Raw genomic sequence first — 12,736 nt, forward strand, 5'->3', positions numbered from 1 at the left:
GTGCGACGTCGCACGAAGCCCGGGTCCTCCCCACGAGGGCCCGGGCTTCGCCGTTCCAGCCGACGCGGCCTAGGGGCGCTCTCGCGCCGGAGCCGTCGGGCGGCGCGGGCACCTGCCGGCGCGGGCACCTGCGCGCGCCCGCGTATCCACACGAAGTGCGACAGGTGGCGACGACACACGGGGGGTGACGAGGCGCACAGGAAACGGGGGTAGATTTCCCGGATCAGCGCTCGTTATCGTTCTGTGACCTTTCCGGTGAGCACGCCGACGTGTGCGCCACCCGAAGAGCTCCCCCGAGGGGCTCGTCCCCTTCCTGTGGAGGTTTGCTTCATGCCGAGTCGTGCTCTGCCCACAACCGGGGCACCACTGACCCGACGGCAGATTCGTGAGGCCGAGCGCGCCCGCGAGCGCCTCGGCCTGGCGGCGCCCACCGAGGCGCCCCAGCCCGCTACGCCGACGGCCGACAGCACCCCTGTCGCGCCGGCCGAGGACGTCGTCACGACCAACGCTCCCGCCACCGAGACTTCGAAGGTCGCGCCCGGCGCGGCCGCCAGCGTCTACGGCGGCGACGCCGACGGCATCCCCACCGCGGTCCTCATCCGCCCGGCCGTGCGCCGCCGCGACCTGCGGGTGCAGGCGTCGGCGACGCCGCACCGCCGCCGGGTCCGCGTGCCGCACGTCGCCGCGCTCGGCGTCTTGGGCGCGCTGACGGTCGTCACCCCGGTCGTGGGGGCGGTCGACGGCGCCGACTCGGCCGCCGCCGCGACGGTCCGGACCCAGCCGAGCGTGCTCGGCCCGCTCTCCGCCAGCTTCGCCTCCGCCGAGCTCGAGCAGGGCGGCACGCCCGAGAGCCTGAAGTTCGACCCGAACGCCGAGGCCCGGGCGCAGGAGGTCGCCGCCTCCCGCGCCGCCGAGCGCCAGGCTCTCGAGGAGGCGGCAGCCGCCGAGGCCGCGGCTGCCCAGGCAGCCGCCGAGGAGGCCGCCCGGCAGGAGGCTCGGGCCAACGCGGTCGTCATGCCGCTGGCCGCCGGCACGTACCGGCACACCTCCGGCTACGGCAACCGCAACGACCCGCTCGGCCGCGGTGCGGCGTACTCCTTACACCTCGGCACCGACATGGCCGCGCCGCGCAACACCCCGATCCACGCGGCGGCCGCCGGCACGGTGGTCCACGCCGGCGCCGGGATCGACGGGCGCTCGAGCAACCTGATCATCATCGAGCACAACATCAACGGCGAGAAGTTCTTCACCTGGTACGTGCACATGTACAACGACGGCGTCTACGTCAGCGCGGGCCAGCAGGTCGCCGCCGGCGACGTCATCGGCGGGGTGGGCTCCAACGGCAACTCGACCGGGGACCACCTGCACTTCGAGGTGCACCTGGCCGACGGTGACACCACCACCGACCCGCTGGCGTGGCTGGCGCAGCACGGCGCGAAGGACGTCAGCGAGCTGCCCTGACGCACCGCGGCCCGCGGTCGGTCCTCCTCCGGGAGGGCCGGCCGTTCTGCGTCCACCCGCCGGTGCCGCCCGTAGAGCAGGCGCCGCCCCGCCGCCAGCAACCGCCGCCATCACGCCGGCAGCGACCGCCGCCGCGCCGCCCGGTGGGCGCGGCCCGGCCGGCAGAGCGGACGCCGTCCCACGCGCAGAGCGGGAGCCGTCCCGCGAAGGCAGCGAGCGCCGTCCCGCCGGGTGGCCGGGGAGCTTCCACCCCTCGGGCGCACCGGCGCGGGAGGACGGCGCCCGGCGCCGTCCACAGGGACCGAGATCAAATCGAAACATTCCGTGATCAAACCGTGACATCGGAACGGCTCGCCCGGTAACGTCCCACCCACTCGCCGGAACCCTCCTCCGGCGAGCCCCGGGCGGAACGCCGAACCCTGCCGCCGCCCGGGACCCGACGGACAGTGCGGCAGGGACGGGGGAACCAACTTGTGGCCCTGGCGCGCCCAGGGCCTTGGGGTGAAGCGCGGCTATGACGCCGCGCCGGGTGCACTCCCATCCGAACCCGACAGCTCACCTCGCAGGCGGCCAGGAGAGGCAAGCCAGTGACGACCAGCACAGACGCGCGTCACAACGACGCGCCAGAACTGAGCAAGAAGCTGTCCGTATCCCTCCTCACCCGCCGGGGCGTCGCCGCCCTGGCATCGACCGGCCTCCTGCTCGCGGGGGCCACCGGCGCCAGCGCCACCACGCGGGAGCCCGCCCCGGCCCAGGCCCAGGTCTCCGCCTCCGCCCAGCGCGCACCGCGCGCCGTCGTCACCACCCCCACCGTCTCGGTGCCCGCCGACACGACGTGGAGCGTGGCGACCCTCGAGGCCGTGGCCACTCCGCCGCCACCCCCGCCGCCGCCGCCGGCACCCGAGCCGGAGCGGGAGACCGTGAGGCGCGAGGCGCCCGCGACCTCGCGGACGGCGGCCCGGGCGGCCGTCCCGGCCGCGGCCGCGCAAGCGTCGGCTCCGGCCGCCGCCTCCGCACCGGCCACCGCCTCCGCACCGGCCACCGCCTCCGCACCGGCCACCGCCGCGGCGCCGGCCGCCCCCGCGGCGCCGGCCCCGTCCGCGTCCGCCAGCGCGGTGGTGAACTACGCGCGCCAGTTCCTCGGCACGCCGTACGTGTACGGGGGCTCCAGCCCGGCGGGCTTCGACTGCTCGGGCTTCACGCAGTACGTCTTCGCCAACTTCGGCGTCTCCCTGCCACGCTCCTCGGGCGCGCAGGCCGGCGCCGGGGTGCGGGTCTCCGCGGCGGAGGCCCGGCCCGGGGACCTCGTGTGGTGGCCGGGGCACGTCGGTATCTACACCGGCAACGGCAACAACATCGCGGCCCGCAACCCGGGCACACCGCTGGCGGAGACGCCGATCTACAACGGCAGCCCCACGTTCATCCGGGTGCTGTGACCGACTGACCGAGCGGGCGGGACGCCGCGTGGCCCGGGGATTCCCGGGCCACGCGCCGCCTCGGGCTCGCCGTCCCCGCCCGCTCCTCACGGTCCGGGCAGCGCGCCGGCCGGCTCCGCAGCGCCCGCACAGCGCCGCCGGCCCCTCGCCGGGCGGCGCCGCGCACACCGGTTCCCGACCACCGGTCGCCGGGCGCTCTAAGATCGTCGGCGTGATGTTCAAGGCCGTGGGTGACGGGCGCCCCTACCCCGAGCACGGCGTCGCCACCCCGCGGGACTGGGCCGCCATCCCGCCCCGGCAGGTGCGCCTCGACCAGCTGGTGACCACCAAGAGCACCCTGGACCTGAGGTCCCTCCTCTCCTCGGACTCCACCTTCTACGGCGACCTCTTCGCGCACGTGGTCGCGTGGCGCGGCACCCTCTACCTCGAGGACGGGCTCCACCGGGCGCTCCGCGCCGCCCTGCAGCAGCGGCTCATCCTGCACGCGCGCATCCTCGAGCTCGACGACGCCGGCCGCCCGGTCCCGGCCGTCTGACCCGCGTCGTCCCCTCCCCGCCGGCGGGCCGGGCCTCGACTACGGTGAGCGCTGTGACCGCCACCGCGCCCGACGACACCGACCGACTGCGCGCCGCGAGGCGGCGCCACCTCCAGCAGCGCCAGACCGTCATCATCGGCGGTCTCGTCACGGTCCTGCTCGTCGTCGGTGTGATCGCCGGCGCGATGTGGGCGGGGCTGCTCCCCGCCCCCTTCACCCGGGAGTTCTCCAGCCCGGAGCCCACGGAGGAGGCGATCGTCACCCCGTGCGTGCCGGAGGGGACGGCGCCGCCGGCGTTCACCGAGATCACCGCGAACGTCTACAACGGCACCGACCGCCCCGGCCTGGCGGGCGACACCGCCGAGGGGCTGGGCCAGGCGGGCGTGGTCGTGAACCAGCAGGCGAACTGGCCCCAGGGCGAGTACTCCGGCGCCGTGCAGATCATCGTCGGTCCCAAGGCCGTCGCCGCCGGGTACTCCGTGGCCCGGGCCTTCCCCGGTGCGGTCGTCAGCCTGGACGAGAACCGCGACGACGAGACCGTCGACGTGGTGCTCGGCGCGACGTACGAGTCGATGCTGCCGCCCGAGGAGATCGCCGCCCTGGACCCCGCGGCGCCGCTGGTCTCCGCCGAGGGGTGCACGCCGGTGGAGCAGCCCGCGGAGTGAGCGCGGGCCGCGCTACAGGCGCGAGGCGGCCTCGGTCGCCCGAGGGGGCGCGCCCGAGCCGTCGGCCCCGGCGGCGCCCGGAGCCTGACCGGCCCCGCCCGTCTCTCGGCCGGCGCGCCGCAGCCCGCCGTCGAGCTCGGCCCCGGCCGGCGCGGAGGCGGGGCTGGCCGCCTCCTGGCTGGTGCCACGCAGCCGTGAGACCCTGCGCATGACGTGGTAGACCACGATCGCGGCTGCCGAGCCGAGCGCGATGCCCTCGAACGGCGTCCCGCCGACGACCCACGTGTAGTTGGCGATGCCGACGACCAGGGCGATGGCCGCGGTGTTGAGGTTCACCGGGTCGGAGAAGTCCACGCGGTTCTGCACCCAGATCCGCACGCCGAGCATGCCGATCATGCCGTAGAGCACGGTGGCCGCCCCGCCGAGCACGCCGACCGGGATGGTGTTGATGGCCTCGCCGAACTTCGGCGAGAGGCTGAGCAGGAAGGCCACGACCGCGGCGACGTAGTACGCCGCGGTGGAGTACACCCGGGTCGAGGCCATCACGCCGATGTTCTCCGCGTAGGTGGTGGTGCCCGAGCCCCCGCCGGTGCCGGCGAGCACGGTGGAGAGGCCGTCGGCGAACAGCGCCCGGCCGGTGACGTCGTCCAGGTTCCGGCCGGTCATGGCGGCGACGGACTTCACGTGCCCGACGTTCTCAGCGACGAGCACGAAGACCACGGGCAGGAACAGCCCGAGGGTGCTCGGGTCGAAGGTGGGCGCCGTGAAGTCGGGGAGGCCGAACCAGGCGGCGTCCCCTACCTTCTCGAAGCTGACCTCGTCGCGGAGGATCGCCGTCACGTACCCCACGACCACGCCGAGCAGGATGGACAGGCGCCCGAGGATGCCCCGGAACAGCACGGTGACGAGCACGATCGCAGCGATGGTCGCCAGCGCCGTGACCGGCGCCTGCTCCACGTTGCTCCAGGCCGTCGGCGCCAGGTTGAACCCGATGAGCGCCACGATCGCACCGGTGACGATCGGGGGCATGACGGCGTCGATCCACCGGGCCCCGGCGAGGTGCACGACCACGCCCACCACGGCCAGCAGGGCGCCGACCGCGATGATCCCCCCGAGCGCGGAGGACTGCCCGTGCGAGGCGGACGCCGCGGTGATGGGCGCGATCAGCGCGAAGCTGGACCCGAGGTAGCTCGGCAGCCGGTTGCCGGTGATCAGGAGGAACAGCACGGTGCCGATGGCGGAGAAGAACAGCGTCGTCGCCGGCGGGAAGCCGGTGATGAGCGGGACGAGGAACGTCGCGCCGAACATCGCCACCACGTGCTGCGCGCCGATGCCGATGGTGCTGGGCCAGCTCAGCCGCTCGTCCGGCGCCACCACCTCGCCGGGGCCGAGGTGCCGGCCGTCGCCGTGCACGGTCCAGCGTCCGAGACCCTTGCCTGTCGCGCCCACGGCGCCCTCCCGATGATCCGTCACTCCCGCGCCCACGACGTCGGGGGGCCTGGCTCGGGAGGAGAGCGTACCCAGCGGCGCGGGGAGCCCGCGTCGTGCCATCCTGGGAGCCGAGGGAGGCCCCGATGAGCACGAGCGATCCGGGCGTCGCCGGCGGGCCGCTGCCCGCCCTCACGCCGCCGCCGCTGGACCCGTTGGCCGTCGCGTCCCTGGCGCTCGGCCTGCTCGCCATCGTTCCCGTCCTCGCGCTGGCCGCGGTGGCCTGCGGGCACCTGGCCCTGCACCGGGCGGCCTCGGCGCGCGGGCGGGGCCGCGCCATGGCGGGCGTCGCCCGCGGGTACTCCCCCGCCGGGCGGGCCCTCGCCGTCGCCGGCTCCGCGCTCGGCTGGGTGATGACGACGGTGTGGGCGCTCGCCGTCGCGGCCGTCCTGCTCCTCGGCGGCTGACCCGGCGCCGTTATCCTCGCCCTGTGAAGCCATTCCTCCTCCTGGCGACCCGGCCGGAGGACGCCGCCGCCGACAGCGAGTACGAGGCGTTCCTGCGCTACGGCGGCCTCGAGGAGCGCGAGCTGGTCCGGGTCCGGCTCGAGGCGGGCCCGCTGCCGCCGCTCGAGCTGGCGGACTACTCGGGCATCTTCGTGGGCGGCAGCCCGTTCACCGGCTCGATCCCCACCGAGCACAAGAGCGACACGCAGCGCCGCGTGGAGGCCGAGCTGGCGGGCCTGCTCGACGTCGTGGTGGCCGCCGACTTCCCCTTCCTCGGCGCCTGCTACGGCGTCGGCAGCCTGGGCCGGCACCAGCGGGCGGTCATCGACGGCACCTACGCCGAGCCGATCGGCGCGCCGGTGATCGAGCTGACCGAGGCCGGCGCCGCCGACCCGCTGCTGGCCGGGATGCCGCGCCGGTTCCAGGCCTTCGTCGGCCACAAGGAGGCGATCACCTCGCTGTCCGAGGGCGCGGTGCTGCTCGCGTCGTCGGCGGACTGCCCGGTGCAGATGTTCCGGGTACGGGAGAACCTCTACGGCACCCAGTTCCACCCCGAGCTGGACGTGCCGGGGATCCTCGAGCGGATCCGGATCTACCGCGACGCCGGGTACTTCCTGCCCGGGGAGCAGGAGGCCGTCGAGCGGGCGTGCGCCAGCCAGCGGGTGGACGCCCCGCAGCGGCTGCTGCGCAACTTCGTCGAGCGGTACGCGCGGGACTGACCCGCCCGGCCCGGTCGGGCTCCCGGGCGGCGAGGCCGCCGCCGGCGGCACCGCTCACCGGCCGCGGTTCTCACGAAGCGGTACGGCACGTTCCAGATAGCGGGCGGCGGGGCATCATGCTCGCCCATGACCCCTACCGAGACCAGCGCCCCCGCCCCCGCTGCGGATCGCAGCGCGCGCCTGGCCGTCACCGTCTTCCCGTTGCTGATCCTCGCCGGCGCGGCGATCGCGTTCCTGACGCCGGGCACCTTCGCCCCGATGGGCAGCTGGATCAACCCGTTGCTCGGGATCATCATGTTCGGGATGGGCCTGACGCTCACCGTGCCCGACTTCAAGCTCGTCGCCAGCCGGCCGCTGCCCGTCCTGCTCGGCGTCGTCGCCCAGTACTCGATCATGCCGCTGCTGGGCCTGGGCGTGGCGTGGGTGCTGCGGCTGCCGCCGGAGCTCGCGGCCGGCGTCATCCTCGTCGGCTGCACCCCGGGCGGGACGTCGTCCAACGTGGTGACCTACCTGGCCAAGGGCGACACGGCGCTGTCGGTGACGATGACGTCGGTCTCCACGCTGCTCGCGCCGCTGCTGACCCCGGTGCTCACGCTGTGGCTCGCGGGCACCTACATGCCGGTGGACGGCCCGGCCATGGCCCTGTCCATCCTCCAGATCGTCCTGGTGCCCGTGGCGCTCGGCCTGGTCGTCCGCCTCGCCCTGCCCGCACTGGTGAACCGCGCCCTGCCGATCCTGCCGTGGCTCTCCGTCGTCGCGATCACGATGGTCGTCATCGCCGTGGTCTCCGGCAGCGCTGACAAGATCGTCGACGCGGGGCTGCTGGTCCTCGCCGCCGTCGTCCTGCACAACGGGCTCGGGTACGCGATCGGCTACGGCATCGCGGCGCTGACCCGGCAGCCCGAGCGGGTGCGCCGCACCGTGGCGGTCGAGGTCGGCATGCAGAACTCCGGCCTGGCCGCCGGCCTGGCGGCGCAGTACTTCAGCCCGCTGGCCGCGCTGCCCGGCGCGGTGTTCTCGGTGTGGCACAACGTCTCGGGCGCGATCCTCGCCGCGCTCTTCCGCCGTCGCCCCATCCCCGCCGAGCCGGCGCGCGAGCCGGTCCCGGCCGCTCGCTGAGCGGCGCCCGCACCACACACGTGCGCCCCCGGTCCGGGACACGGACCCGGGGGCGCGCTCCTTCCCTCCCGGGGCGAGCGCCTCCGTGCCGGACGGCCGGACCGTCACGGCTCCAGCGAGCGCGCGGAGGTCCCGGCCGAGGGCGCGCCAGCTGGCCGGGGCGCGCCGCCCCTGAGGGAGGAACGCTGTGCGTCCGCCGTTGCGCCTGTGCGAAGGTGTGCCAATGACCGACGCTGAAGTCCACGTCCTCGCCAGGCGCGTGGTCGCCACCTCGCTCCCCACCGCCCACGGCACCTTCCGCATGCTCGGCTACGACGGCGCCGCCGGCCTCGGGCACGTCGCCCTCGTGCTCGGCGACCTGGACGGCGACGAGCTCGACGGCCTGGCGCCGCTCGTGCGGGTGCACTCGGAGTGCCTCACCGGTGACGCGCTCGGGTCGCGGCGGTGCGACTGCGGCGAGCAGCTCGACGCCGCCCTGCACGAGATCAGCCTGGAGGGGCGCGGCGCCGTCATCTACATGCGCGGGCACGAGGGCCGGGGCATCGGCCTGCTGGCCAAGCTCCACGCCTACGCCCTGCAGGACGCCGGGGCGGACACCGTCGACGCGAACCTGCAGCTGGGCTACCCCGCCGACGCGCGCGAGTACGACGAGGCCGCCGCGATCCTGCGGGACCTGGGCGTCGCGCGGGTGCGGCTGCTGTCCTCCAACCCGGACAAGGCCGTCAAGCTGGAGCAGCTGGGCATCGAGGTGGTCTCCCGGCAGGCGCTGCCGGTGGCGGACCGGCCGGAGAACACCTTCTACATGACCACCAAGCGCGTGCGGATGGGGCACGACAGCCTGGGGGGCACGGCCGACGTGTGGCTCGAGCTCCTGGCCGGCCGGGTGCCGGGCGCGGCGTCCCCAGGCCTGGACTCCGTCCTGCTGGACCGCTACGGCCCGCTCGTCGCCGCGGGGTCGCCGCTGACCATCGCGCAGCTGGGGCAGAGCGCCGACGGCTTCATCGCCGCCCGCAGCGGCGACGCCGAGTTCGTCACCGGCGCCGAGGACCGCGAGCACCTGCACCGGCTGCGCGCGCTCGTCGACGCGGTCGTCGTCGGTGCCTCCACGGTGGTGGCGGACGACCCCCGGCTGACGGTGCGGGCCGTCCCGGGCGCCTCCCCGGTGCGCGTGGTGCTGGACCCGCGCGGCAGGGTGCCGGCCACGGCGCGGGTGCTGCGCGAGGCCGACAGCCCCACGCTGTGGTGCGTCGGCCCCGAGGCCGCCGTCCCGGACGACCTGCTGCCGCACGTGGCGGTGGTGCGCCTGCCAGCCGGCCCGGACGGGTTCGCGCCGGACGCCGTGCTGGCCGAGCTGCGCCGCCGCGGCCTGGGCCGGGTGCTCGTGGAGGGCGGCGGTCGGACGGTGTCGTCGTTCCTCGCCGCCGGCCTGCTCGACCGGCTGTTCCTCACCACCGCGCCCAAGCTCATCGGCGACGGCGTGCCGGGCATCCGGTTCACCGGCTCCGACCGGCTCGCGGACGCCCTCTCGGCCCCGGTACGCCGGTTCGTGCTCGGGGCGGACATCTGCACGGAGTTCGACCTGGGCGCGCGCCAGAACTGACCCGCCCGGCCCGGCCGTGGCCGCGGCCCTTCGACTGCTACAGGACATCTCGGCCGCTACATCTCCTGCTGTGGCGGTCGAGGAATTCTGTAGCGGCCGGCCCGGTCCGGTGGGCCACCGGCAGCAGCCGACTACGCCAGGGCGGCGAGCACCCGCCGGGCGGTGTCGTCCCAGCCGGGCAGCCGGGTGCGCCGCTCGGTCGCGGCGCGCCGCCACTGCGCCCGCAGGCGCGGGCTGCCGAGCCACTCGCGCAGGACCGCGGCGAGGGCGTCCACGTCGCTGGGCGGCACCGCCCGGCCCGGCGGCGTGCCCGCCGGCGTCCCCGCCCCGGTGCCCAGCGCCTCCACGGCGCCCGTGCCGGCCGGGACCACCGCGGGGATGCCGTGCGCCAGCGCCTCCAGGACCACCAGGCCGAAGGTCTCGGTCCGCGACGGCAGCACCAGCAGGTCGGCCGCCGCCCACTGGGCCTCCAGCGCCGCGCCGACGAGCGGCCCGGTGACGAACAGCCGGTCCCCCAGCCCGGCCGCGGCGATCTCGGCGCGGACCGCGTCGGCGTAGCCGGGGTCCGCGGCGGTGGGCCCGACCAGCCGGGCGGTCCATCCCAGGTCGTGCACGCGGGCGAGCGCGCGCACGAGGGTGAGCTGGTCCTTCGTCGGCGTCAGCGCCGCGACGGTCAGCAGCCGGGGCGGCTGAGGCGGGCGGGCGCCCCACGCCTGCGGCGCCGGCCGCGCGCCCGGCGGGGCCACCCGCACGTCCAGGCCGTACCTCGCGGCCAGGTCCGCGGCCGCCGTCCGGCTGGTCGCGATCACCCGGCTGGCCGCGTGCAGGGCGGCGCGCTCCGCCGTCGCCCGGCCCTCCTGCTCCACCGGGGCGAGGCCCACCTCGTCGGCGAGCGGCATGTGCACGAGCACGGCGACGGTGCGGCCGGCGGCGACGGCGCCGCGCACCGCCTCCGGGGCGGCGCAGGCGACGATCCCGTCCACCAGCACCACCGGCAGCTCCCGCAGCAGCCGGGCGAGCCGGCGGCGGTCCTCGGCCGCGGGTGCCGGCCACGCGCCGGGCACCGTCCGCACGTCCACCTCGCGGCCCGCCGCCCGCAGCGCGGCGACCAGCTCACGGTTGTACGTGTTGCCCCCGCTCGGGCCCTCCCGCGTCCAGGTGACGAGCGTGATGGGCATGCGCGCGGCTCAGGACAGCGGCAGGGAGTAGGTGGCCCAGGCGTCGGGGTGCTCCCGCAGGGTGACCTCGAGCCCGGCGTAGGTGCCGGCGGGCAGCCGCCCGGCGACCCGCTCGGCGACCACGCGGGCGAGCGTCTCGGTGGTGGTCAGCACGCCGGCCAGCTCGGGATGGTCGTCGAGGTTGGTGTAGTCCAGGTCCGCCAGGGCGTCGCGGAGCAGCCCGGTGGCCTCGCCGATGTCGATGACGATGCCCTTCTCCCCCAGCTCCGCCCGGTCGATGGCCAGCTCGACGACGTACGTGGCGCCGTGCAGCTGCTGGGCGGGCCCGAAGGCGGGGTGGGGCAGGGAGTGGGCGATCATCATGTGGTCGCGCACGGTCAGCCTGTACATGGGGCTCCTTCTTCTCTACGGGTACTGGACGACCTGGCACAGCGCCGCGGGGTCGTCGGCCAGCGCGGCCATGGTGGCCGGCAGGTCGGCGAAGGCGGAGCGGCCGGTGAGAAAGGCATCGAAGGCCGGGTCGGCGAGCTGCCGCAGCGACACCGCGAGGCGGTCGGCGGTGGTGCGGCGGGCGCGCCGGGCCGCGGCGACGGCACCGACCTGGCTGGCGCGGACGGTGAGGCGGCGGGCGTGGAAGGCGCCGCCGAGCGGCACGCGCGGGGCGCGGGTGCCGTACCAGGACATCTCCACCAGCTCGCCCTCCTCGCCGAGCAGCTCCAGGCCGCGGGCCAGCCCCTCCTCCGACGCCGAGCAGTGGATCACCAGGTCGCACCCGTCCGCTGCCTCCTGGGGTGCGCGGAACGTCACGCCGAGCGCCTCGGCGAGGGCCGCCCGGGCGGGGTTGACGTCCACGAGCTCGAGCCGCTCGAGCGGGAAGGTCCGCAGCAGTGCCGCGACGGCGCCGCCGACCATGCCGGCCCCGATGACGGCCACGCGGTCCCCCAGGCGAGGCGCGGCGTCCCAGACGGCGTTGACGGCCGTCTCCACGGTGCCGGCGAGGACGGCGCGGTCGGAGGGCACGTCGTCGGGCACGGGCGTCAGGGCCGCGACGGGCACGACGTAGCGGTCCTGGTGCGGGTGGAGGCAGAACACCCGTCGCCCGGACAGCTCAGCGGGGCCCTCCACGACGACGCCGACGGAGAGGTACCCGTACTTCACCGGCCCCGGGACGTCACCCTCCTGGAAGGGCGCCCGCATGATGCCGGCGACCTCCGCGGGGACCTCGCCCCGGTGCACGAGGAGCTCGGTGCCGCGGCTGACGCCGGAGCGCAGCGTGCGCACGAGCGCCTCGCCGGGCCCCGGGGCGCGCTCGGGCTCGGTGCGCAGCTCTCCTCGGCCGGGGGCGGTCGTCCAGTAGGCGGTGAACATCTTCCGATTCTCTCGTGCCGCCCGTCGCGGCGCGCGGGCGGCCGGCCAGGCGGGGGCCGCCGCGGGAGTGGCGCCGCCGGGCGGATCGGCCGGCCGACGTCCCGCCGGGGCCCGGCGCTAGCATCCGCAGATGGCACCGATGCGGGGGATCGTCGAACGGCCCGCGGGTCTGCGGTTCCTGCCCGAGCTGATCGGGGAGGCGGAGGAGCGCGAGCTGCTGGGCCACCTTGCGGACCTGGACTACGGCGCGGTGGTGCTGCACGGCCAGGCCGCCCGCCGGGTGGTGCGCCACTACGGCGTGGGCTATGACTTCGACTCCCGCGGGGTGACCCCGGGCGACCCCGTGCCGGGCTGGCTCGAGCCGCTGCGCGAGCGTTGCGCCGCCCTGCTCGACCGGCCCGCGGCGGACTTCGCGGAGGTGCTGGCCACGTTCTACCGGCCGGGCGCGACGATCGGCTGGCACCGCGACGCTCCCGCCTTCGGCGACGTCGTCGGGGTCTCCCTCGGCTCGGCGTGCGTCATGCGGTTCCAGCTGGGCGCCGGGGCGGAGCGGCGCGTCTTCGAGCAGCCGCTGCCGCCGCGGTCGGCGTACGTGCTCACCGGCCCGGTGCGCACCCGCTGGCAGCACAGCATCCCGGCCGTCAAGGAGCCGCGGTACTCCCTGACGTTCCGCACCCTGCGGCGGGGCTGGGGGCCGCCGACGGCGTGAGCCCGCCGGCCC

The 12,736-nt window shown here is 76.0% G+C and carries 13 protein-coding genes and 1 riboswitch; of the genes, 9 read left to right on the top strand and 4 right to left on the bottom strand.

Translation table 11 applies throughout. The features are described from left to right. Positions 1-330 precede the first annotated feature (330 nt). The 4 genes from ACF0H8_RS00005 (at position 331) to ACF0H8_RS00020 (ending at position 4,097) form a co-directional block, all read left to right on the top strand. Complete coding sequence (locus ACF0H8_RS00005) at positions 331-1,461, top strand: peptidoglycan DD-metalloendopeptidase family protein (protein WP_395286955.1); 1,131 nt, start codon at positions 331-333, stop codon at positions 1,459-1,461. A gap of 400 nt (positions 1,462-1,861) precedes the next feature. Next, positions 1,862-2,045, top strand: a riboswitch (cyclic di-AMP (ydaO/yuaA leader). A 3-nt stretch (positions 2,046-2,048) separates the two neighbouring features. Continuing rightward, positions 2,049-2,897 (top strand): C40 family peptidase, encoded by an 849-nt coding sequence (locus ACF0H8_RS00010; protein WP_395286956.1) that lies wholly within the window; start codon positions 2,049-2,051, stop codon positions 2,895-2,897. Positions 2,898-3,108: 211 nt separating this feature from the next. Further along, complete coding sequence (locus ACF0H8_RS00015; RefSeq protein ID WP_395286957.1) at positions 3,109-3,432, top strand: type II toxin-antitoxin system VapB family antitoxin; 324 nt, start codon at positions 3,109-3,111, stop codon at positions 3,430-3,432. A 53-nt stretch (positions 3,433-3,485) separates the two neighbouring features. After that, on the top strand, positions 3,486-4,097 hold the full coding sequence (locus ACF0H8_RS00020) for a LytR C-terminal domain-containing protein (protein WP_395286958.1): 612 nt from the start codon (positions 3,486-3,488) through the stop codon (positions 4,095-4,097). Positions 4,098-4,109: 12 nt separating this feature from the next. Here the strand turns inward: ACF0H8_RS00020 and ACF0H8_RS00025 are convergent, their stop codons facing one another. Beyond that, positions 4,110-5,648 (bottom strand): uracil-xanthine permease family protein, encoded by a 1,539-nt coding sequence (locus ACF0H8_RS00025; RefSeq protein WP_395286959.1) that lies wholly within the window; start codon positions 5,646-5,648, stop codon positions 4,110-4,112. A gap of 23 nt (positions 5,649-5,671) precedes the next feature. Here ACF0H8_RS00025 and ACF0H8_RS00030 point away from each other — a divergent pair, with 23 nt between their 5' ends. The 4 genes from ACF0H8_RS00030 to ribA all read left to right on the top strand — a co-directional run bounded on the left by ACF0H8_RS00030 (position 5,672) and on the right by ribA (position 9,469). Then, complete coding sequence (locus ACF0H8_RS00030) at positions 5,672-5,992, top strand: hypothetical protein (protein ID WP_395286960.1); 321 nt, start codon at positions 5,672-5,674, stop codon at positions 5,990-5,992. 23 nt (positions 5,993-6,015) lie between these two features. Continuing rightward, positions 6,016-6,750, top strand: coding sequence for a glutamine amidotransferase (locus ACF0H8_RS00035; RefSeq protein ID WP_395286961.1), 735 nt, complete (start codon positions 6,016-6,018; stop codon positions 6,748-6,750). Between the two features lie 126 nt (positions 6,751-6,876). Continuing rightward, positions 6,877-7,869 carry a bile acid:sodium symporter family protein gene (locus tag ACF0H8_RS00040; RefSeq protein ID WP_395286962.1) on the top strand — a complete coding sequence of 331 codons (993 nt, stop codon included), beginning with the start codon at positions 6,877-6,879 and terminating at the stop codon, positions 7,867-7,869. Positions 7,870-8,092: 223 nt separating this feature from the next. Continuing rightward, entirely contained in the window at positions 8,093-9,469 is a 1,377-nt protein-coding gene (gene ribA / locus ACF0H8_RS00045) for a GTP cyclohydrolase II (RefSeq protein WP_395286963.1), read from the top strand. Positions 9,470-9,600: 131 nt separating this feature from the next. Here ribA and ACF0H8_RS00050 read toward each other — a convergent pair whose 3' ends face one another. Genes ACF0H8_RS00050 through ACF0H8_RS00060 form a run of 3 tightly spaced genes read right to left on the bottom strand, consistent with a single transcriptional unit; the run spans position 9,601 to position 12,015 of the window. Continuing rightward, entirely contained in the window at positions 9,601-10,647 is a 1,047-nt protein-coding gene (locus ACF0H8_RS00050; protein WP_395286964.1) for a glycosyltransferase family 4 protein, read from the bottom strand. A 9-nt stretch (positions 10,648-10,656) separates the two neighbouring features. Further along, positions 10,657-11,037, bottom strand: coding sequence for a 6-pyruvoyl trahydropterin synthase family protein (locus ACF0H8_RS00055; RefSeq protein WP_395286965.1), 381 nt, complete (start codon positions 11,035-11,037; stop codon positions 10,657-10,659). Between the two features lie 15 nt (positions 11,038-11,052). After that, entirely contained in the window at positions 11,053-12,015 is a 963-nt protein-coding gene (locus tag ACF0H8_RS00060; RefSeq protein WP_395286966.1) for a zinc-binding alcohol dehydrogenase, read from the bottom strand. Between the two features lie 130 nt (positions 12,016-12,145). On the opposite strand from ACF0H8_RS00060, the gene ACF0H8_RS00065 reads away from it, so the two are divergent. Continuing rightward, positions 12,146-12,724 carry an alpha-ketoglutarate-dependent dioxygenase AlkB gene (locus tag ACF0H8_RS00065; RefSeq protein ID WP_395286967.1) on the top strand — a complete coding sequence of 193 codons (579 nt, stop codon included), beginning with the start codon at positions 12,146-12,148 and terminating at the stop codon, positions 12,722-12,724. The last annotated feature ends 12 nt before the right edge of the window (positions 12,725-12,736 follow it).

Source organism: Georgenia sp. AZ-5 (assembly GCF_043952095.1).
GTDB lineage: Bacteria > Actinomycetota > Actinomycetes > Actinomycetales > Actinomycetaceae > Georgenia.